Raw genomic sequence first — 20,847 nt, forward strand, 5'->3', positions numbered from 1 at the left:
AGCGATAAACCGGACCTTTCATGGATTATTTTGCAGAAAGCATCAAGAAGGCCATTCGCACCGTCCCGGACTGGCCCAAGCCCGGCGTGGCCTTCAGAGACATCACCACCGTCCTGCAGGACAAAACGGCCTTCCGGAAGCTGATTGACGCCTTTGTCCATCGCTATCACGGTCATGAAATCGACGCCGTGGCGGCCGTTGACGCCCGCGGCTTTATCATCGGCTCGGCTCTGGCGTACGAACTGAACGCCTCACTGGTGCTGGTCCGGAAGAAGGGCAAACTGCCGTTCGACACGCTGGTCGAAGACTACGAACTCGAATACGGCACCGCATCGGTGGAGTTGCACAAGGATGCCTTCAAGCCCGGCGACAAGGTGGTACTGGTGGACGACCTGATCGCCACCGGCGGTACCATGCTTGCGGCCACCCGCCTGATCCGACGTATCGGTGCCGAGATCGTGGAAGTGGCAGCCATGATCGATCTTCCGGACCTGGGTGGCTCCCGCAAGCTGCAGGAGGAAGGGCTTCAGGTTTATACTGTCTGTTCGTTCGACGGAGACTGACCACAGCAGACAGGAGGCGGTTATGCAGGATTATCAGCACCACTGGAAGGATGGCACGCCCGTACACCTGCCACTGGGCAAAATCGTCTGCATCGGCCGCAATTACGCCGAACACGCCCGGGAGCTGGACAACCCGGTGCCTGATGAACCGCTGCTGTTCATAAAACCCTCGACAGCGGCGGTGCACCTCACCCGCCCCCTGATCCTCCCCCGAAATCTCGGGTCGGTTCATTTCGAGACGGAACTGGCGGTGCTGATCGGGCGCCCGCTGACCAACGCCTCGGCGAGTGAAGCGGAAACCGCCATCCTCGGTTATGGTCTGGCACTGGATCTGACGCTCCGGGATGTTCAGACCACGCTGAAAGAGAAGGGCCACCCGTGGGAACGCGCCAAGGCGTTCGACGGCGCCTGCCCGCTGTCACCGTTTGTCGCCAAGGAAAAACTTCGCACGGACAACATCCACTTTACCCTGGACATTGACGGCGAGCGCCGGCAAACCGGGGAGACCCGCGACATGCTCAACCCGGTGGTCCCACTGATTGCCCATATCAGCAGCCTGTTCTCACTGCTGCCCGGTGATGTCGTGCTGACCGGCACGCCCAAGGGGGTTGGCCCCCTGCAAATCGACCAGACACTGTCACTGGAAATGGAGGATGTGCTGTTCGTGGAAACCAAAGTGGTTTAACGTTCAGTCAGCAAACCTATCTCCGGTGAAGGACGTACATCTGGCATGGCAAAGAAACCGGTAACCTCCCGACGCGGACGATTTCTGAAACTCGCAGGCATGACCGCCTCCGTGGCCGGCCAGTACGCTGGCCAGCGCGCGCGCCGGATGTTTCGCAGCGAGAACGACGAGGGCGCTCAGAGCGAGAGCTACACCCGGATGGCCGGACAGATTGTCGACACCCTGGGTGAACTGAAAGGCGCCGTCATGAAGGTGGGCCAGATTGCGTCCCAGACCCAGGACTTCCTGCCCAAGGAATTCTCCGAGGCTCTACAGACGCTGCAAAAAGAAGCACCCCCCATGCCCTTTGAGGTGATCGTCGAGCAGATTGAATCGGAGCTCGGCAAGCCGGTCACGGAACTCTTCGAATACATTCAGGAAAAGCCCTACGCCGCGGCTTCCATCGGCCAGGTACACCGTGCCCGCCTGTACGACGGCACGGATGTGATTGTGAAGGTCCAGTATCCGGGGGTGGACGAATCCTGCGATTCGGATCTCAAGCAACTACGCATGACCCTCAAGCTCGGCGGGTTGCTGAAGATGCCCAAGGAGGCGGTCGACCAGCTCTTCGGCGAGATCCGGGAACGGCTCAAAGAGGAACTCGATTACGTCAATGAAGCCGATAACATCCAGCTATTCCGGCAGTTCCACCAGAACGACGACTGGGTCATCATTCCGTCGGTGGTCGACAGCCACTCGACCCGCCGGGTACTCACCCTCGAACTGGTCGAGGGCGACCATGTCAGCGAGGTCACACCGGAGCGCTACGATCAGGACACCATCAACCTCATCGGCCAGCGCATCTTCACCACCATGGCCGACCAACTGTTCCGTTTCCAGTGCATCCACGGCGATCCGCACGCCGGCAATTTCGCCTACCGGCCAGATGGCTCCATCATCATGTACGATTTCGGCTGCGTGAAAAAATTGAAACCGGGCATTGTGGAGTCTTATCGCAAGGCCCTGGTTGCGGCGCTGGAGGAGGATTATCAGGCACTGGACCGCCACCTGATCGCTCTGGGTGCCCGGGTCGAAAGCCAGCCAGCCGTGGACGAAGCCTATTACGCAATGTGGCGCGACATCTTGATTGTCCCTTTCAACCAGGACGAACCCTACGACTTCGCCGAAGCGGACCTGCACAAGCACGTAGCGGCCAAGACCAGTACCGTCTTCAAATACCTGGATTACTTCAAGCCGCCCGTGGAGAGCATCTTTATCGACCGGATGATTGCCGGGCACTACTGGATGCTGAAGCGGCTGGGGGTGCAGGCGGCGTTCAAGGAAGAACTGGAAAAATACCTGAAACTGTCGGAGCAAGCTGGACCGGGCTAAGAGTTACTTCAGGCTACCTATCCACTCGGCAACGCCCTCTCCAGCACCCTTGCGAATCACCCGGGCCCGGGACACGGACGCCGGTTCGCCGGGATCGACGACGGTAATCGGCACATCCCAGTCCACCTCATGCACCAGGCCCGCCGCCGGGTAGACCTGCAGCGAGGTGCCCACGATCAGCAGGTGATCGGCGGTGCGAACCACGTCCGCCGCTGCCTCCAGCATTGGCACTTCTTCGCCGAACCAGACGATGTGGGGGCGAAGCTGGGCGCCGCGGTCGCAGGTGTCGCCCTGCCGGATGTCCCGGTAGCCAATGTCGTAGATGAGCTCCGGATGCCGGGAACTGCGGGCCTTGGTCAGTTCACCGTGCAGGTGAATAACGTTGCTGGAGCCGCCACGCTCGTGCAGGTCGTCGACGTTCTGGGTGACCACCGTCACCCGGTATCTGGATTCCAGCTCCGCCAGCAGGCGGTGGGCCTGATTGGGCCGGGCGGATTCCAGCTGGCGCCGCCGGTCATTGTAGAACCGCAGCACCAGTTCCTGATTGCGGGCGAACGCCTCGGGCGTGGCCACGTCGTACACACTGTGCTCCTCCCACAGACCGCCGTTGTCACGGAAGGTGGAGAGTCCGCTTTCAGCGCTGATGCCAGCGCCGGTGAGTACGACGATATGATCCTGCATCAGTCGAAGATCTTTCCCGGGTTCATGATGCCCGCAGGGTCAAACACCTGCTTGATGCCTTTCAGGTAGGCGATTTCCGCCTCGCTGCGGGTGTATTGCAGATACGGTTTCTTGGTCATGCCCACGCCGTGCTCGGCCGAAACACTGCCCTGGTAACGCTCGACAATCTCGAATACCCACTTATTGACCTGCTGGCACTTCTCGAAGAAGTCTTCCTTGGCCATATCCTCGGGCTTGAGGATGTTGAGGTGCAGGTTCCCATCGCCAATGTGGCCGAACCAGATGATCTCGAAATCCGGGTAATGTTCGGTCACCACCGCGTCGATTTCCTCGAGGAATCCCGGCACCTTGGAAACCACGACCGAGATATCGTTCTTGTAGGGCGTGCGGGGCGCAATGGATTCCGAGATCCGCTCCCGCAACTGCCAGAGGTTCTGGGCCTGGGTCTCGCTCTGGCTGATGACGCCGTCGAGCACCCAGCCATTCTCCACGCACTGTTCGAACAGCGACATGGCATCGTCCATGACCTGATCGGAAACGGCTTCGAATTCCAGCAGCGCGTAGTACGGCGCCTCGGTCTCGAACGGGGCCTGGACCTGACCATGAGCCAGCACATGCCCCATGGCCTGGTGCGAGAAGAATTCGTACGCGGTGAGGTCAATCTGCTTCTGGAAGGTCTGAAGCACATCCATGGTGTTGGTCAGGTCGTTCAATCCCAGCACCAGCACCGTCAGGTTGTCGGGTTTGCGCGAGAGCTTCATGGTGGCTTCGGTAATGAAACCCAGGGTTCCTTCCGCCCCGATGAACAGGTGGCGCAGATCATAGCCGGTGTTGTTCTTGGCCAGGTCCTTGTTGAGATCGAGGACGTCCCCCTTTCCAGTCACCACCTTCATGCCAGCCACCCAGTCACGGCTCATGCCGTAGCGAATGACTTTGATACCACCGGCATTGGTAGACAGGTTGCCGCCAAGCTGGCTGGAGCCGGCGGAGGCAAAATCCACCGGGTAGTAGAGCCCGTTTTCTTCGGCAAAGTTCTGGAGCTGCTCCGTGACCACGCCCGCCTGACAGCGGACGGTCCGGTCACTGGCGTTGAAGTCCAGGATCTGGTTCATGTTATCGAACGCGACCACCACCTCACCGTTGGCCGCAACCGCGCCGGCGCTCAGACCGGTTCGGCCGCCGGAAGGCACCAGGGCCACCTGATTCTCGTTGGCAAACTGCACCAGCGACTGAACCTGCTCGGTGGTCTTTGGCAGAACAATCGCCACCGGCTTGGGCGGATAAATCTTGGTCCAGTCCTTGCCATAGTTCTCAAGATCCGCAGGATCGGTCAGTACCTTTCCGGGATTGTCGCCAGAGGCGACCAGCTCTTTCAGGGAAGCAATGATCTGTTCGGAATTCATGAATGCGTATGTCTCATCGAGGTTGGTCCGGAGGCCTGAAAACTGGCGGTTTGTGGGGCAGTTGATTCAGGTAAACCGGCGCGCTGTGAAATTCTGCGTTTATGGTATCATACCGCCCCTGTTCTGTGAGCCAGCCCTGACGATCACTGGCCACGGGTCATTTCACGTGACGAAAGGTTCGGAAGCAAGCCCATGTCAAATACGTCTCTCGAAAAGAGCAAAATCCGGATCCTGCTGCTGGAAGGCGTGCATCAATCTGCCATTGATACCCTGAACGCTGCAGGCTACACCAACATCGAGTATCTGACTCACTCGCTGGCCGAGGAAGACCTGATTGAGAAGATTGCCGATGCGCACTTCGTCGGTATTCGCTCGCGCACCCAGCTGACCGAGAAAGTATTTGAAGCTGCCAACAAACTGGTGGCTGTGGGATGTTTCTGCATCGGCACCAACCAGGTCGACCTGCAGGCGGCAACCCGCCGGGGCATTGCCGTTTTCAACGCGCCCTTCTCCAACACCCGGAGCGTCGCCGAGCTGGTTCTGGCACAAGCCATTCTCTTGCTGCGTGGAGTTCCCGAGAAGAACGCCAAGGCCCATCGCGGCGAGTGGCTGAAGTCCGCCAAGGACAGCTACGAGATCCGTGGCAAGAAACTGGGGATCATCGGCTACGGCAACATCGGTACCCAGTTCAGTGTACTCGCGGAAGGCCTGGGCATGGATGTCTACTTCTACGACGTGGTCTCCAAGTTGCCGATTGGCAACGCCACCCAGGTAGGCACCCTGCAGGAGCTGCTTAACATCGCTGACGTGGTCAGCCTGCACGTGCCGGAAACGCCGTCGACCAAGTACATGTTCAAGGCGGAGCAGTTCGCGCAGATGAAGCCCGGTTCCATCCTGATGAACGCGTCCCGTGGCACGGTTGTGGACATCGACGCGCTTGCCGACGCACTGCGCAGCGGCAAGCTGCTGGGCGGAGCCATTGACGTGTTCCCGGTTGAGCCGAAGTCGAACACCGAAGAGTTCGTCTCCCCGCTCCGTGAGTTCGACAATGTCATCCTGACCCCGCATGTCGGCGGCTCTACCATTGAAGCCCAGGAGAACATTGGCCGCGAAGTCGCCGAGAAGCTGGCCATGTACAGTGACAACGGCACGTCGGTGTCGTCGGTCAACTTCCCGGAAGTGGCACTGCCGTCTCACCCGAACCAGCACCGCCTGCTGCACATCCACGAGAACGTGCCGGGCGTGATGTCCGAGATCAACCAGGTGTTTTCGGAGAACGAAATCAACGTCTGTGGCCAGTACCTGCAAACCAAGGAAGACATTGGTTACGTGGTGGTCGACGTTGACAAGGAGTACGGTGAGCTGGCGCTGGAGAAGTTGCGCCACGTGAAAGGCACCATCCGCTGCCGCGTCCTGTTCTGAGCCTTTCTGCCCAGAGTCCAGCACCATCGAAGCCCGGGCACTCGCCCGGGCTTTTTTGTGGGGCCAGATTTAGCGGGGCACCTGCAACAGCAGATTCGGCGAACCGCTGTTGACGTCGCTCAGAACATTGGTCGAGGCGAGGTCTTCCAGCGCAGCATCCACCTGACTCGGCGCCAACCCGGGACTTGCCCCCAGCAGCAATGCCACGGCACCCGCAACATGGGGCGAAGCCATCGAGGTTCCGCTGATGGTGTTGGTTTCGGTGTCGCTCTGATACCAGGCGCCGGTGATCTCCGAGCCCGGCGCAAACAGATCCAGACACTCACCGAAGTTGGAAAACGAGGACCGCTGGTCTTCCCGATCCGTACTGCCCACGGTAATGGCTTCCGGCACCCGGTTCGGGGAACCGTCACAGGCGTTGGCATCGCTGTTCCCTGCAGCCACCACGAAAGTAACGCCCTGCTCAACAGCCCCACGCACCGCGTCATCCAGCGCGTCGGAATTACCGCCACCCAGTGACATATTGGCAACTGCCGGTGCCTGATGGTTTGCGGCGACCCAGTCAACACCTGCGATGACGTCCGCGGTACTGCCTGCGCCCGAACAATCCAGCACCCTCACGGCCGCCACCGAAGCCTGTTTGGCAACGCCGTAGAGGCGTCCGACGCTGGTACTGGCAACGTGGGTGCCGTGACCATTGCAGTCCGTCGTGTCATTCGGGTCGGTTTCGCCTCCGATGTTCACCAGCGGCCCGATCAACGGAAGGCCGCCAAGCCCAAGCAGCCCGGTGTCGTTCACGGCGAAGTTACGCCCCGCGATGACTCTGCCCGTGAATTCCTCATGGGTGTCCCGGATGCCGGTATCGATCACGTAGACGTTGACGCCCTGCCCTGCCTGATCTGGGTATTGGTAGGTGTCATCCAGAGGCAGGAAGGGCTGATCAACCCGGTCCAGGCCCCAGGTTGCGCCCGCCTGGCTCGCCCGGACCGTAACCACGGTATCCGGCTCCACAGACAGCACACCGGGCAGCGATTGCAGCATGGCGGCCCGGGATTCCACCAGCTCAACGGCGGCACCAGTCAGGGCCGTCTGGTAAAGGTGCAGGGATTGGCCACCGCCGACCGCCAGCAAAAGCGCATCAACACCGGCCTGGAGATCGGCAACGCCGAGCAGGTTTGGGAGATCCGGGTCGAGGCGGACAATGTATCGTCCCGGCAGGACATCGCCCGCCTGCAGCGTGGACTCCTGGCTGACCTGGTCGTTTTCGCCGCCAGGACTTCCGGGCAGGCCCGCATGTGCGGGCGATGCCGCCAGTAACGCGGCACAAAAAAAGGTCGTGAACAATGCTCTTGTTATCATGGTGTTCGCTCCTCTGCTACACAGAATTATTGTTCTCGCAACGGCTCGCGATCACGTCCACTCACGCGGGAGCCGCGGGTCAAAGTTCGCGGCCATGGCCATCGAAGTCCAAGCAGAAGAGGCCAAATGCCCTTTGATTTCCCAGATTTAATATGAAATTCAGAATTCGGCCTTGAGAAAGAAGAGATACAGGCCATGTTTAGAAGGAGTAGCTGGCCTGAACCAGACCATTCATCTCGCGACGGGAGCGTATCCATGTCAGTAAGAGAATCCCTTTTGACCAAACTGCAAACCCAGACCGAAAGTTGGAGCAAGCAGATCGACCAGATCCGGTCGGAAGCAGAAGCCAAGATGGCAAAAGCTGAGGATGACAAGGCGGAAGCCGAAATCCAGCGGGAGTTTTCGGAGAAGATCCAGTCTCTCGAAGACCACATTGAAACCGCTCGGGCCAAGCTCGGAGAGCTCAGGGACTCGGGGGAAGACCAGTTGGATGATTTGAAGCGGCGTATCGATGAATGGTTACCCAGCAACACCAACTGAGCACGGGTCACGCGGATAATGTCACCCGCCCAGAAACCAAAAAACGCGGCAACCGATGTTGCCGCGTTTTTTTATGCCTGCTGTACCGGTATTACTGCATCGGCACCAGGGTCAGTTCCACCCGACGGTTCTGCTCGCGTCCGGCGGCATTGTCGTTGGATGCAATCGGGTACCGCTCGCCATAGCCAACAGCCCGGGTACGCTTGGGCTCAATACCACGATTCAGCAGGAAATCCCGAACCGAGCTGGCGCGACGTTCGCTCAGCAGCTGGTTGTAGCTCTGGGAGCCGGAGCTGTCGGTGTGACCTTCGATCTGGATGATGGTCTTGTCGAATTCCTTAAGGACCAGTGACACGGAGTCCAGCGTGTCAGTAAACGACGGCTTGATCGAGGACTGGTTCAGGTCAAAGGTGATGTTGCCCGGCATGATCAGCTCGATCTCATCGCCGTTTCGAACCACACGCACGCCGGAGCCTTCCAGCTTGCGACGCAGTTCCGCTTCCTGTTTATCCATGTAGTAACCGATACCACCGCCGATGGCTGCGCCGCCCGCTGCGCCGATGAGGGCACCCTTGCCCCGGTCACTCTTACTTGAAGTCGCTGCGCCAATAGCCGCACCACCCAGTGCACCAATGATACTGCCCTTGGTTGCGCTGGAGGTTTTTTCTTCACCGGTGTAAGGATCATAGGTCATGCAACCACCCAGACCTACGGTCGCCACCGCGAAAGCAAGAATCGTCTTTTTCACAGCATTCTCCTGTCTTTATTTATTCGCGGCCTGTCGAGGCGCTCTCAACAGTCTTCACCGCTTCGTTCAAAAACGTGTCAATGATGGTATTGAATACCGTCGCCTGCAAATCCTGAGCTTCATTCACTAGATGATGACGACCATCGGGGATTCTCAGTTCCTCAACAGAGGAAAATTTATTGCGAATAATTCGCAAATTGTGCTCCCAGTCCACCGTCAGGTCCTTTTCGCCCTGGACCACCGTGACCGGGAAATCCACCGGGCGCGCCGACTCAATGTGGGGCACCCAACTGCGCAATGCGCTCACCCAGTCCACGTGTACGGCCCGCGCCTGCAACGGATCATGCTCTCGCAAAAACCGCAGGAAGCGGGAGTTGCCGCTGTTCGCCGAAAACACACGGCGCCAGCGGGTGATGAAGGGTTTCATCACGCTGTGAAGCACCTTCGCGCCGAGCCAGCCCACCGGGCGAATCAGGGGCGCCAGCAAAACCACCCTGCGGAACGCCGATGTGTCCCGTGAATGGTGGTTGGACAACAGGTAATCGATCAGGATCGCCCCACCGGTGCTTTGGCCCACCGCATACCAGGGACTGCGTACCTTGTTCTTGACGTGCGCCATGACATCCGCGAGCACGCCCTGGTATTCGATAAAGCTTCCGATCGCCGCCGGGGTACCACTGGACAGCCCATGGCCCGGCTGATCGTAGGCCAGCACATCAAAACCCGCCCCCAGACACCGGTCAATCAACTGGCTGTACAAGCCGACATGGTCAAAGTAGCCATGCAGAATGAACACGGTTCCCCGTGCCGTGGAAGACTCAGGCAACCGGTAGTAATGAACCATGACCTGGTGGTGACCCGCCTCCACGTAACCCTGGTGGTAACTCACTTCCGGGTGTTCCACCCACAGGTCCAGTCCATAGAACCGGCAGTAGGCGACCATTTCCTCGCCAAGCTCCCTTGGCGTGGCCGGATCGAATGCTTCCAGTCGATCCAGCAGCGAATGCCTGTCCCAATCCGGTATTTCTATGGTATCTGTTTTCCAGTACACGTAGAGTTAAACGCCTGTCATGATTGATTAATAAGCTATTTGATCTGCAATCCTAACGCATAGCGGGGGTAGAACACAGATGCTTCAACACCTTCTTGAGGCTGGTCTTCGCCAAACCATGAGACGCCTTGTGCGCCCAATGCTCCACCCGGGAGTTCCGGTTACGCTCCAGCGGTCCCTGGTCCGACAGGCCTACCGCACGTCCATACCGCCCCGCGGCTCTCGCTTCGAGAACGATACCATCGCGGGCATCCCGGTTACCCGCAGCCGCTTTGGTACCGACAGTTCGGGAGTGGTGCTCTACCTGCACGGTGGCGGCTACGTTATTGGCTCGTCCAATACCCACCGCGGGCTTACCGGGCACCTCGCTAAGACCACCGGCTGCCAGATCATCACCCCGGATTACCGGCTGGCACCGGAGCATCCTTTCCCCGCCGCGCTCGACGATGCTGAAGCAGTCTACACGACGCTGCTTGAGCAGGGCTACAAGCCGGGACAGATTGCTGTCGCCGGAGATTCCGCTGGCGGCGGACTGAGCATTGCCCTCGCCATGCGGCTCCGGGACCGGACGTTGCCTTTGCCCTCGTCCCTCACGGTCTTTTCACCCTGGGTAGACCTCGGCCAGCAACAGCTTTACTCGCCCGAATGCGAACCGGTGCTCAATGCCGGTTGGACCGAAAAATCCGCCAGGTACTACAGCGCCGGCGAGTCGCTGACCAATCCGCTGATTTCACCGGTTTATGGTGATCTTACCGATCTGCCCCCGCTGCTGATCCAGGTGGGAAGCGAGGAGATTCTGCTCAACGATGCCGAGCGCCTTGCCGCGGTTGCGCAACGGGACAACGTGCCGACCAGGCTTGAGGTCTTCAACAGCCTCTGGCACGTATTCCAGGTTCACGCCGGCCAACTGGACCGGGCCACGGAAGCCCTTGAAGACGCCGGCGCCCACATCAAACGTCATCTGGCAGACTGAGCTCGCCATTTGCCAGCGCTTCTTTTCGCGCCCGTGGCCACCGTTTGATGTGCCACTCAAGCCGTGACGCCCGGCTGCGGTCACCAGCCGGGGAATGGAACACCAACTCCAGCGGTCCTTTGCCCCTCAGGCTCCGTGCCCCCCTGGGCGCGCCGGCCTGGTGTTCGGCAAACCGGCGGTCCACATCGGTGGTGATCCCCGTATACAGGGCCCCTTTTGCAGTTCTGATCATGTAGACAAACCATTCAGGAGCCATGAGCCAGGGCCTGCTCCCGATCCCGCACTTTTTTCTGCTGCAGCCAGAGCCCGGTGACAATCAGAACCAGGCCGATGTAGGTGGACGGCAGAATCTGCTCTCCCAGAATGAAGTAGATAAACACCAGGGACAGGAAGGGTGAAATGAAGATGAGGTTGCTGACTTTGGAGGTATTCTCCGCCTTCTTCATGGCGTAGGACCAGAGGACAAAGGCAATCCCCATCTCGAAAACACCCACGTACACCGCCGCGGACAGAGATCCCAGGGATGGCCACTCAAAGCCCTCGGTCACGCCGCAGATCAGCGCTATGACCGGTAACCCGAACAGAAAGTTGAGGAACAGGCCCACCACCGGATCCCGGGTGTCACGGGTCGCCAGTATCCAGTAGGACGCCCAGACCAGGGTACTGCCGATGGCGAGGGCAACACCCAGGGGGTCAGAGAAACTCAACGAGGTCACCGCCCCCCGAGTGGCAATGACCACAACCCCGGCGTAACACACGAGGCCAGCGAGGATATCCAGTTTCCGTAACCGCTGCCCCAGGAACGGCACCGACAGGTAGGCCAGCACCAGGGCCCAGGTATAATTGAGTGGCTGGGCCTCCTGCGCCGGCAATCGGTCAAAGGCACCGAACAGCACAAAGTAGTACAGGCAGGGGTTGATCAGCCCCATGCCGAACGATTGCAGGTACTGTCGTCCAGACAGCTCAACCACCTGATGCCAGCGGCCCTGGACCACCAGCACACCGCCGATCACCAGCAACGAGGAAACGCAGGCAATCAGGAGCATCTCGACCGGCGACAGCTCCCTCAGCGCCAGTTTAAACGCCGTGGCAACCGTGGACCAAAGCAGAACCGTCGCAAGCCCGAACAGCATCGCCTGCTTCTGGTTTTTCATACTGTCTCCGACGATTGAGAGCAGGAACACCCCTGCCCAAGTGTGTTAACTTAGCGGCAATTCACCATTCACCCCGGCTTTGGAGAACGGGACATGCGCACCACCAGCCTCAGGCTTTCCTTCCTGGCAATCCTGTTCGCATTCATGGCCGGTTGCTCCGACAGTGAACCCACCCCATCAGGCAGTGTCTCCCCCGAGGCCGAGCCACCGGACTATCCCGTTACCTGGCGCTTTGCCCTGGAAGAAATCGAGGGAAGTGTACAACACGCCTATGCGCAAGCGCTAAAGGAGAGTATTGAGGAACTGTCCGACGGCAACATCGTGCTGGACATCTTTCCCTATGGTTCCCTGGGCACATCGGCTCAACTGACCGAGCTCACCAAGAATGGCTCGGTCAACCTGGCGTTTGCCTCTCCGGGCCACCTGGCTGACCAGATCCCCGAGGTGGGGGTTTTTACCCTGCACTACCTGTTGTCCGACGACGGGGAGGTGAACCGTCAGGTATTGGCCAGCACCGAACTCCTGGCCCTGTTCGAGACGCCCTACGCCAGCCGGAACCTGAAGCTGCTCGCCTTTGTCCCGGAAGGATGGATGGCCTGGACCGCCAACAAGCCCCTGCGGACACCGGCGGATTTTGAGGGCCTGCGCTTCCGGACCATGACGTCGGACATGGCCGCGGCAACATTTCGCGCCTACGGTGCCGAGCCGAGCCAGACGCCCTACTCCCAGGTCTACAGTGACCTGCAGCTCCACAAGATCGACGGCCAGACCAACCCGGTGTTTGCCATTGAGGAAATGAATTTCTACGAAGTGCAGACGACCCTGACGATGGCCCGCCCGGCTCAGTTTGTCTCGTCACTGGTTACCAATGGGGACTGGTTCCGCGGGTTACCGGCCAGGGAGCAAGAGTGGCTGGAAAGTGCACTGACGGACGTCGCCGAGGTGGCCTGGCAAGCCCAGGACGAGCTCAACCGGGCGCGACTGGAGAGCATGCTCGAGGCAGGCGAGCTCAAGGTCGTTCGGCTGACCGACGAGGAACGCGCGGTGTTTGCAGAGGCCAGCCAACCGGTCTATCAGGCATACATCGACGCCACCGGAGAGCGGGGCAGTGAGATTCTCAAACGGGTCCGCCAGCTGGTTGAAACCCTTGAAAGCGAACGGCAGGCGTCACCGCCCGAGGACGGGGGCTGACACGAATCCGACGCCCTCCCTCGCCAGAACACCGGCTCCCCGCGCGGTCAGGTCGCTGACAAAACGAAACTGCTCTTTCGGCTCCAACGGATAGGCCTTGAGCCGGTAACGCATGCCCCAGGCTTCGTTAACAACGACCGCGACAACAGGCTGCCAAGTTCTGGTGTAGGGACTTGTGAACGCGACATCCCGCAGCAGATCGAGCACCCGCTGGACATCGTGATGAGGCTCAAGGTGAAATTCAGCGACACACATCAGGTTGTCCGTGCCATCGTTGCCATTGGCAAGGATGGCATTCCACAGGGTGTTGTGAGGGATGATGACCACGGAAGCATCCGGGGTCACGATTTTCGCAGCCCGGGCACCGATGGAGCGCACCTCCCCGTAATGTCCGTCCACCTCAATCCAGTCCCCCAGTCGATAAGGCATTTCGTACAGGGTTACCACGCCGGCGATCAGACTGTTGACATAGTCCTTGAAGGCAAAGCCCAACACCAGGCCCAGCGCGCCAAAGATGGCGACCATGTTCTGGAAAGAAGGCTCCACCAGGATGGGCACAACCATCACGATGGTGACAACAATGATCACCAGTCGGAGCAAAGGCACCAGGGCCAGGAGGTAGAGCCGCGGTTTGCCACTGAGCCGGGCCGCCAGTGTGGGCAACAGTTTCTGCACGGCCAGGATGACACCCGCGGATATCACCACCACCACCAGAGCTTCCAGTAGCGCCTGGGACGTGATCGTCGAGAAAACCTCTTTCAAGCCCATATCATCCATACCGCTTTCCCTCAGAAGCCATCAACTGGGAACCCCCAGCTTTGCAGATGTCGCCGCGTCCCGGGATACCCAAGGTCCGTCACATGCCATGATCCGCCGGATTCCGAACGCCTGACCATTTCGGCTCGCGCCAGGCGTGCCAGGGTGTGACTCAGTTCGTGCGCGGAAACGCCGGTCACCAGGCCAAGAGATGCCTCATCCAGGCCGTCATGCAGCAGTAATGCGTGAAGCACCATCCCCAGGACGGGCCCTTTGCCCTGAGGCATCGTCGGAAGGCTCAGTTGATCGAGGGGAACCACCCAGCAGTGCTGCGAACGGGCCGGGGCCGGGCCCTCAGTGTCGGCGTCTGCGTCTGCCTCGTCCTCCGGCCGGGCCCTGAGCGCTTTGCGCCAGATCGCCAGAGCAACGCCGGGGTTTCCACGGGCCGTGGCCGCCAGATCCCCCAGGAATCCGCTGTGTTTGATCTTCTTGCTGCCGGGGAGGCCATCGGCGGGAAGGACGTAGAGCCCGTCATGAGTCATTCGTGCAATCACCGGTGAGCCGCCGTTGTCTTCCGCCAGATACGTCAGCCAGCTACTGAGACCACTCGCGCTCAGCGGTGCTGGCGTCCAGGGACCAACATGCATATTGGGTAAATAGCTCGCCCAGAATTGCCAGAACCAGCTTGAGCACCCCACGATGCCCTGCCCCGCTTCTCCCGCAGAAATTCGCCGGAAGAACTCACGGACCAGGGCCAGGCCCGCCATGTGACGAAGCCAGAAATCCGCCAGCTCCGGTATCACCCACGGCCGGGACAGATCCTGGGTATCCCACCAGTGACGGGCTTCCTCTTCACTCATCAGGAGATTCTCAGGGGGGGCAATAACCGTACAGGGCTCTGTCTTTGCATGGCCGTTCGCCTCTAACCGGGGGCCTAGCCCAAGGGCCTCGCGCAGTCCGGAAAACGGGGGCGCCACCAGAAAGGCAACGTCTCGCGGATTCGGTGTCCCGGTCTGGCTTTCCCGGAGTTGGCTGGCCAACTCCCTGGCCAGGGCCGAGAAGTCCGGGTCCGGGGCAATCCGCTGAAGCTGGGTTTCGGACAGCGCTGGGAGTTCGTCCAGGCTCTGGAAGGGTTCCTCTTCCGGAGAAATGCCAACACGGAGCTGAACCAGTATATGGCGAACCATGTCCTTGACCGTGCGCCGGACCGAAATCTCCGGAATGGCCCACTGATCCATCGGGACCAGTCCACCGGGCAGGCACAGCGGCTGTGTCGGCGGTTTCGCTTGCTCCATCAAACAGACTGCTCCTGAACCTTAATGGGTGGGTGCGCCGCGCTATTCCGGTACCAGCCAATCCAGTTGGTGGTTGACGTCCAGCAGATCGGCGTCTGCGATATCCTCGATCATGCCAGCCAGACGGTCATCGAACCCCCAGGGAGGGTTCACGACCAGCATGCCGGATCCGATCATGCCCCGCTCCGGCGGATGTTCCAGACGCACTTCGCTGCGCAGGACCTTACGCACACCGCTTTGCCGGATCTCGTCCATCAAACCCTGGTGCAGGCCGCTGGTGAGAATGGGATACCAGATAAGATAGACGCCATGACGGCATTTCTGCCATGCGGCGGCCAGCGTTGCTGCCACATTGGCGTAATCGGACTTGATTTCATACGAGGGATCGATGAGCACCAGCAATCTCGGCTGCCGGGGAGGCAGCTGCTTCAGCAGGCCAGCCAGTCCATCCGAACGGACCACGCGAACCCCCTGTTTCGATGCCCAGCCTTCCAATTGATCGCCTTCGGTAGGGTGAAGCTCAAAGGCCGTCAGCGAATCTGCGGGGCGAAGAAAACGACGAAACCAGGCCGGTGAACCGGGATAACGTTTCAGCCGCCCCCCCTTGGCAGTGTGCACCGAGAGCAGATCCAGCACGGGTTGCCAGTCCGTTGATGTCAGCCTCTCCCTCGCCATCCACAGCTTCTGGACGCCGTGATCGGCCTCGGCCGTCTTTCGGGCCCGCTCACTGTCCAGATCGTACATGGCGCTGCCGGCGTGGGTATCCATAAAGGCAATGCCCGATGCCTTGGCCTGCATCATGGTGATTGCCAGGGTCAGGGCAGCGTGTTTCTGGACATCGGCAAAATTGCCGGCATGGAAGGCGTGGAGATAACTCAGCATGGATCGACTCCCTCAAAACGGACGCCCATTAGGCATCAAGCAAATGCCTCAGGCAAGCAAGACGCCCCCCGGCCAGAGCCGCAGCCCCGTGGCCAGCTGGTCTGACCGGGGGCGCCCCGCGTAGATCCGGGTTCATGGATATCCGGGGTAGCTGGTATCCTTGCCCTACATTTGCCACGAGGAAGCCGGTTTGCCCAAGCAGCACAGAGACAACATCGATCAGCTGTACAGCCTCATCGCCAACGAGGAAGATGCTCGCGTCTGCAAGGACATCCCCGAGGAAGCCTGCCGTGAAGTCCCCCGCAATTTCTTTTTGATTCTTGCCAGTAACATTCTAACCAAACTCGGAGACCTGCTCATCAGCCCGAAAACGGTCCTGGCGTGGCTGATGAGCACCGTGGGGGCTCCCGCCATGGTGGCCTGGCTGGTGCCCATTCGAGAAGCCGGCTCGCTGGTGCCACAGATGGTGATCGGGGCCTGGGTCAGGCGCAAAGCCGTTCGCAAGTGGTTCTGGACCCTGGGCAGCTTTGGCCAGGCTGTCAGTGTCATCGCAATGGCGGCCAGTGTCTGGTTTCTTGATGGCTATGCCGCAGGTGGTGGCATTGTCGCGGCGCTGATCGCGTTCTCGCTTGCGCGGGGATTTTGCTCAGTATCGATGAAGGACGTACAGGGCAAATGCATCCCGAAAACCCGTCGCGGCCGGTTGTCAGGTCTTGCCACCACGCTGGGCGGTACGGCCACCGTGATTATGACCGTGCTGTTGTTCTGGGATCGGGGCGACCCGAGCATCGCTTTCTACACGTCCTTGCTGTTGCTTGCCGCCGGACTCTGGATCATTGCCGGGTTCCTGTTTGCCGGCGTTCAGGAATACGAGGGGGAGACGGGCGGTGGAGGTAACGCCCTGACCGAGGCGTTGAAAAGCCTCTCCCTGCTGCGCGACGACGCCCCGTTCCGCCATTTCGTGATGACCCGCGCGTTGTTGCTGTGCTCTGCCCTGGCCTCTCCCTATTTCGTTGTTCTGGCCCAGCGGGAATCGGATGCGGGCTGGATGCTGGGCATTTTCCTGCTCGCCAGCAGCCTGGCAAGCTCGGTAAGCGCCAGCTTCTGGGGCTGGATGGCGGATACCTCCAGCCGCCGGGTCATGATCCGGGGAGCGGCCATGGCCAGTGGTGTCTGCATCGCTGTCGGTGTCACCGCGCTGGTCGTGGGCACGGACATGGGTAGCGTCTGGTTCTATCCCGCCGCGTTCTTTGTCCTGAGCATCGCCCACGCGGGTGTTCGGCTGGGCCGTAAAACCTACCTGGTTGACATGGCTGGCGGCAACAAGAGAACCGACTACACTGCAGTTAGTAATACGGTGATCGGTGTTCTTTTGCTGATAACCGGTGGCCTCACGGCACTTGTGTCCACGGTGTCGGAGGTGGCGGTCATTCTTGTTCTGGGTTTGATGGGGTTTGCGGGGATGCTCAGTGCCCTCCGGCTCCAGGAAGTGACGTCCGATTGACCCGTCCGTCTGGGAACTGCGTCACAAAAAGCAATGCCTATGGAACCTTTATGGGGCATTGTCCGTGGTGAGCGGTATCAAAACCACAGACCAGACCGGCGGGAAGATAACAACAAGGACGTGTCGTTCTACTGCGTAGTCGTTGTATCAGAGGCAGAGACATGAGAACAGACACCACTATACCCAGCGCCCATCAAAACCGGCTTATGCACACCTTGTATGGCTGGTACGCCCGCACCCGCGAACAGGCGGATCTGGGCCCATTCTCGACCTCGAAAGAGGCATCCGACGCTCTTAGTCGCCACATCAAGGCCTACCAAGGCCTGAACAAACGAACGCCCGGCGCTCTGAAGGCCGTGCACTTACACGATGCAGATCAGTGTTCCAAGACCAACTGCGGGCTGTGCGTCGAGGCCAGGATTTTTCGGCACTCGTTGGCAGTAGCAACTCCTTGATTGGCCACCGGAGTCTGAACATGAGCTACCGTGAGAGTCTGTTCCCACCCCACCGCCGTGCCAGGGTGACGTTCGCCCTGTGCTTTTTCCTGATCAGTCTCGCCGCTCTCGGATACGTGAGCACGCTCTGATACGGGAAACGTAAAAAAAGAGCCCTCGATAGGGCTCTTTATCCAGCCGGGTCCGAAGACCCGGCGAAGGCATTTAGTGCGCTGCGACGATGTCCGTTTTACTTGCGCATACCGCCAGCACGTTCACTTCATTCAGCAAAGAAAGCAGCGACGGCGCAAACTCCACTTCCACCGTATCGAACCGTTTGGTCGTCTGGAAGATCAGGAAACTGCTGTCCGTACCTCCCAGCACGCCCGAGGCACCAAGGAGATCCAGGTCCACCGTTGCTTCGCCGTTGCTTTCTTCCTGCGTCTCACCGTTGAGCCTGGTCCGGACAATCAGATCGCCACCAAGAAGGTCCGCCTGCAAAAGCTGGGGGCTCTCGTTGAACGCAATGCCCAGGGCGTTGCTTCCGGGGTAGGCAAAACCGGTGGTCGCAGCAACCCGGAAACGGATGGTGCTCAGTCCCAACAGATCCGTGTTCTGCAACCTCGCCGAATTTTCGAGGTCGGCGTCAACCGGGTTGGCAGGATTCTCAACGCTGCACAGTAATCCACCGAGCAGCGAGAGCGTGCAGTCAGAATTGTCCTCCGACCCAACGGCCCTGATATCCGGATCCGCTGCAAGCATGGGCGTAAATGGCTGGTCATCGACACCGCAGGCATACTCGGCGTCATTCACCAGGTCACAGGCATCGCCAATACCATCGCCATCGGTATCTGCCTGATCAGGATTGGCCACGAGCGGGCAATTGTCGTTGGCCTCGCCAAACCCGCCCTCATCATCAATGCCGTCACCGTCGGTGTCCGTATCACAGGCATCGCCCTGACCATCGCCATCAAGGTCCTCCTGGTCGGGATTGACGGCGGCCGGGCAATTGTCGGAACCGTTTGGAACGCCATCACCGTCGTCGTCATCCTGGCAGGCATCGCCAATACCATCACCGTTCGTATCCTGCTGGTCCGGATTGGCGACCAGGCGGCAGTTATCAAGCGGCTCTCCGTTGTTATCTACATCGGCAACCCCATCGCCATCGGTATCCGGGTCACAGGCATTACCGACATCATCGCCGTCCAGGTCTGCCTGACTGTTGTTGGCTACCAGCGCACAGTTATCGCCGCCCTCGCTGGGCGGGATCGGGGTGAAGGTGCCATCGTTGTTAATGACCTTGTCGGCGATGGCGTCGCCGTCTGCATCCGTATCACACACATCACCGAACAGATCCCGGTCTGCATTCGCCTGGTCCTCGTTGGCCACATCCGGGCAGTTGTCCTCACCGTTGAGCACGCCGTCACTGTCGTTATCCACCGAGAGCCCCACCTGGTCATCACAGGCATCGTCAATGCCGTCTGCGTCCTGATCGGCTCCAGAGTTCACGGTGGCCGGGCACGAATCCTCGTTGTCCCGGATGCCGTCGCCGTCCTGGTCAAAATTCTGGGCATCATTGCCACCAGAGGCGCCCGCGGCGGTCACCATGTCACTGTCGGACTGGCACCCGGCCAGCCCCAGAGTCATCGCCATCAAAAATGCCAGATACCATTTCATTGTTGTTGTCATCATCGTACCTACTCCCTGTTCATTCCATGATCACGTTGAAACTGACGCGGCGGTTACGCTCCCGCCCTTCCTCCGTGTCGTTGCCCCGAATCGGCAGCGACTCGCCATAACCCTTCGCCACAAGGCGGTCAGGAGAAATCCCGAGGTCGATCAGATAGTCGCGAACAGACTCTGCACGCAGGCGGGACAACTGCTGGTTGTATTGCGCGCTACCCCGATTATCGGTATGCCCGGCCAGTTCCACGGTCAGGTTCTGCTGCCCCTTGAGGGCATCGGCGGTACTTGCCAGGATATCTTTGGCGTTCGCCGTCAATCGGTCCGAGCCGAACTCGAAGGTCACCCCCAGAAGCACCACACTCTGCTCCTGATCGGTCCTCACACAGCCGACGGCATCCACTTCCAGCCCGATGAGGGTGTTGGGACACTGATCAACACCATCGACAACCCCGTCTTCGTCCGAGTCGGGCAGCTCGATTACGCGCTCCTTCTCGATCACAACCGGCTTCTCGATGTACTTGACCGTTTCAACAACCTGACGGCGCGTTGCACCAATGGGCACCGTGATCCCGGCGGACAAGTGAATGTCAGCATGGCCGTCGTCGTAGGTGTCGTAGAGGTACCGGACGTCCGCCCGGAATCTCAGACCGGAATCGGACAGTGGCGAGGAAAGCAGACCCAATCCCAGGTTTCCGTACCCCCCGATTTCGCTGGCAGAGTTGTTGGCCACATCGTTGCGGGAGACTCCCGCGCCTGCGAGGGCGAAGGGCGTGAATTGCGCGTTTCCGAAAAAGCGGTAGGCAACATCGACGCCCAGCCCCTGCTGGTAATAATCGGTCATGCCCGACTGTCCGGTTTCAATCACTCCGGCAAAGAAAGTGGGCTCCAGCCACCAGTATTTATCCAGCCGTGCACCGTAGGTGGCGCGGACAGCCGCACCATACTCATCAGTGCGTTCGTCATCGGGGATAATGTAGGTGCCAAGGAGGGAAATCTCGGTTTCATGCTGGATGGTTTCGGCCTGAACGCCTGATGCCAGCGTCAGGCAGCCTGCAGCCAGGTACCCCGCGAGCTGTCTCGCCTTCGTCATGCTGATACTCCTTTCGCTTTTTTTGTCGTTCCATAGGGTCGCGAGCAAGGAACTGCTCT

General features: G+C 59.8%; 21 protein-coding genes. 9 read left to right on the forward strand and 12 right to left on the reverse strand.

What is annotated here, in order from left to right; translation table 11 throughout:
• The first annotated feature begins 20 nt into the window (after positions 1-20).
• The 3 genes from KXD86_RS05715 to KXD86_RS05725 are packed head-to-tail and all read left to right on the forward strand — an operon-like array spanning position 21 to position 2,619.
• Complete coding sequence (locus tag KXD86_RS05715; RefSeq protein WP_218635092.1) at positions 21-563, forward strand: adenine phosphoribosyltransferase; 543 nt, start codon at positions 21-23, stop codon at positions 561-563.
• A 22-nt stretch (positions 564-585) separates the two neighbouring features.
• Positions 586-1,248, forward strand: coding sequence for a fumarylacetoacetate hydrolase family protein (locus KXD86_RS05720; RefSeq protein ID WP_218635093.1), 663 nt, complete (start codon positions 586-588; stop codon positions 1,246-1,248).
• Between the two features lie 45 nt (positions 1,249-1,293).
• Positions 1,294-2,619, forward strand: a complete 1,326-nt coding sequence (locus KXD86_RS05725) for an ABC1 kinase family protein (protein WP_218635094.1) — start codon at positions 1,294-1,296, stop codon at positions 2,617-2,619.
• A 3-nt stretch (positions 2,620-2,622) separates the two neighbouring features.
• Here the strand turns inward: KXD86_RS05725 and KXD86_RS05730 are convergent, their stop codons facing one another.
• The gene (locus tag KXD86_RS05730) at positions 2,623-3,300 is read right to left on the reverse strand and encodes an SIR2 family NAD-dependent protein deacylase (RefSeq protein WP_218635095.1); all 678 of its coding nucleotides are present in this window, start codon (positions 3,298-3,300) and stop codon (positions 2,623-2,625) included.
• On the reverse strand, positions 3,300-4,703 hold the full coding sequence (locus KXD86_RS05735; protein ID WP_218635096.1) for a D-2-hydroxyglutarate dehydrogenase: 1,404 nt from the start codon (positions 4,701-4,703) through the stop codon (positions 3,300-3,302). Before KXD86_RS05735 ends, KXD86_RS05730 begins: the two co-directional genes overlap by 1 nt.
• Before the next feature lie 192 nt (positions 4,704-4,895).
• Between KXD86_RS05735 and serA the strand changes: the two genes are divergently transcribed.
• Positions 4,896-6,125 (forward strand): phosphoglycerate dehydrogenase, encoded by a 1,230-nt coding sequence (gene serA / locus KXD86_RS05740; protein WP_218635097.1) that lies wholly within the window; start codon positions 4,896-4,898, stop codon positions 6,123-6,125.
• Positions 6,126-6,194: 69 nt separating this feature from the next.
• On the opposite strand, the gene KXD86_RS05745 is transcribed toward serA, so the two are convergent.
• Entirely contained in the window at positions 6,195-7,484 is a 1,290-nt protein-coding gene (locus KXD86_RS05745; protein ID WP_218635098.1) for a S8 family peptidase, read from the reverse strand.
• 255 nt (positions 7,485-7,739) lie between these two features.
• Here KXD86_RS05745 and KXD86_RS05750 point away from each other — a divergent pair, with 255 nt between their 5' ends.
• On the forward strand, positions 7,740-8,024 hold the full coding sequence (locus KXD86_RS05750; RefSeq protein ID WP_218635099.1) for a hypothetical protein: 285 nt from the start codon (positions 7,740-7,742) through the stop codon (positions 8,022-8,024).
• 91 nt (positions 8,025-8,115) lie between these two features.
• On the opposite strand, the gene KXD86_RS05755 is transcribed toward KXD86_RS05750, so the two are convergent.
• Both KXD86_RS05755 and KXD86_RS05760 read right to left on the reverse strand, forming a co-directional pair.
• Positions 8,116-8,772: a YiaD family glycine zipper/OmpA-like lipoprotein gene (locus KXD86_RS05755; RefSeq protein WP_218635100.1), complete on the reverse strand. Its 657-nt coding sequence runs from the start codon at positions 8,770-8,772 to the stop codon at positions 8,116-8,118.
• Positions 8,773-8,791: 19 nt separating this feature from the next.
• Entirely contained in the window at positions 8,792-9,823 is a 1,032-nt protein-coding gene (locus KXD86_RS05760; RefSeq protein WP_218635101.1) for an alpha/beta hydrolase, read from the reverse strand.
• A gap of 139 nt (positions 9,824-9,962) precedes the next feature.
• On the opposite strand from KXD86_RS05760, the gene KXD86_RS05765 reads away from it, so the two are divergent.
• On the forward strand, positions 9,963-10,796 hold the full coding sequence (locus KXD86_RS05765; protein ID WP_228739480.1) for an alpha/beta hydrolase: 834 nt from the start codon (positions 9,963-9,965) through the stop codon (positions 10,794-10,796).
• Here KXD86_RS05765 and KXD86_RS05770 read toward each other — a convergent pair.
• Together KXD86_RS05770 and KXD86_RS05775 are read right to left on the reverse strand one after the other, a co-directional pair.
• Positions 10,774-11,052 carry a GIY-YIG nuclease family protein gene (locus KXD86_RS05770; protein WP_218635103.1) on the reverse strand — a complete coding sequence of 93 codons (279 nt, stop codon included), beginning with the start codon at positions 11,050-11,052 and terminating at the stop codon, positions 10,774-10,776. The genes KXD86_RS05765 and KXD86_RS05770 overlap by 23 nt on opposite strands.
• The gene (locus KXD86_RS05775) at positions 11,042-11,950 is read right to left on the reverse strand and encodes a DMT family transporter (protein ID WP_218635104.1); all 909 of its coding nucleotides are present in this window, start codon (positions 11,948-11,950) and stop codon (positions 11,042-11,044) included. Before KXD86_RS05775 ends, KXD86_RS05770 begins: the two co-directional genes overlap by 11 nt.
• 93 nt (positions 11,951-12,043) lie before the next feature.
• Here KXD86_RS05775 and dctP point away from each other — a divergent pair, with 93 nt between their 5' ends.
• A complete protein-coding gene (gene dctP / locus KXD86_RS05780) occupies positions 12,044-13,141 on the forward strand; it encodes a TRAP transporter substrate-binding protein DctP (RefSeq protein WP_218635105.1) in 1,098 nt (365 codons plus the stop codon).
• Here the strand turns inward: dctP and KXD86_RS05785 are convergent.
• The 3 genes from KXD86_RS05785 to KXD86_RS05795 are packed head-to-tail and all read right to left on the reverse strand — an operon-like array spanning position 13,118 to position 16,074.
• Positions 13,118-13,918, reverse strand: coding sequence for a mechanosensitive ion channel family protein (locus KXD86_RS05785; protein ID WP_218635106.1), 801 nt, complete (start codon positions 13,916-13,918; stop codon positions 13,118-13,120). The two genes, dctP and KXD86_RS05785, sit on opposite strands and share 24 nt — an antisense overlap.
• Before the next feature lie 11 nt (positions 13,919-13,929).
• A complete protein-coding gene (locus KXD86_RS05790; protein WP_218635107.1) occupies positions 13,930-15,192 on the reverse strand; it encodes a MarR family transcriptional regulator in 1,263 nt (420 codons plus the stop codon).
• Positions 15,193-15,234: 42 nt separating this feature from the next.
• The gene (locus tag KXD86_RS05795; RefSeq protein WP_218635108.1) at positions 15,235-16,074 is read right to left on the reverse strand and encodes a 23S rRNA (adenine(2030)-N(6))-methyltransferase RlmJ; all 840 of its coding nucleotides are present in this window, start codon (positions 16,072-16,074) and stop codon (positions 15,235-15,237) included.
• A 190-nt stretch (positions 16,075-16,264) separates the two neighbouring features.
• Between KXD86_RS05795 and KXD86_RS05800 the strand changes: the two genes are divergently transcribed.
• Entirely contained in the window at positions 16,265-17,578 is a 1,314-nt protein-coding gene (locus KXD86_RS05800) for an MFS transporter (protein WP_218635109.1), read from the forward strand.
• A 206-nt stretch (positions 17,579-17,784) separates the two neighbouring features.
• A complete protein-coding gene (locus tag KXD86_RS19075; protein ID WP_376770968.1) occupies positions 17,785-18,033 on the forward strand; it encodes a hypothetical protein in 249 nt (82 codons plus the stop codon).
• 204 nt (positions 18,034-18,237) lie between these two features.
• On the opposite strand, the gene KXD86_RS19080 is transcribed toward KXD86_RS19075, so the two are convergent.
• Both KXD86_RS19080 and KXD86_RS05820 read right to left on the reverse strand, forming a co-directional pair.
• Positions 18,238-19,704: a thrombospondin type 3 repeat-containing protein gene (locus tag KXD86_RS19080; RefSeq protein ID WP_228739328.1), complete on the reverse strand. Its 1,467-nt coding sequence runs from the start codon at positions 19,702-19,704 to the stop codon at positions 18,238-18,240.
• 16 nt (positions 19,705-19,720) lie between these two features.
• Positions 19,721-20,788: an OmpA family protein gene (locus tag KXD86_RS05820; protein ID WP_218635110.1), complete on the reverse strand. Its 1,068-nt coding sequence runs from the start codon at positions 20,786-20,788 to the stop codon at positions 19,721-19,723.
• Positions 20,789-20,847: the final 59 nt, after the last annotated feature.

Origin of the sequence: Marinobacter arenosus, from assembly GCF_019264345.1 — a bacterium.
GTDB lineage: Bacteria > Pseudomonadota > Gammaproteobacteria > Pseudomonadales > Oleiphilaceae > Marinobacter > Marinobacter arenosus.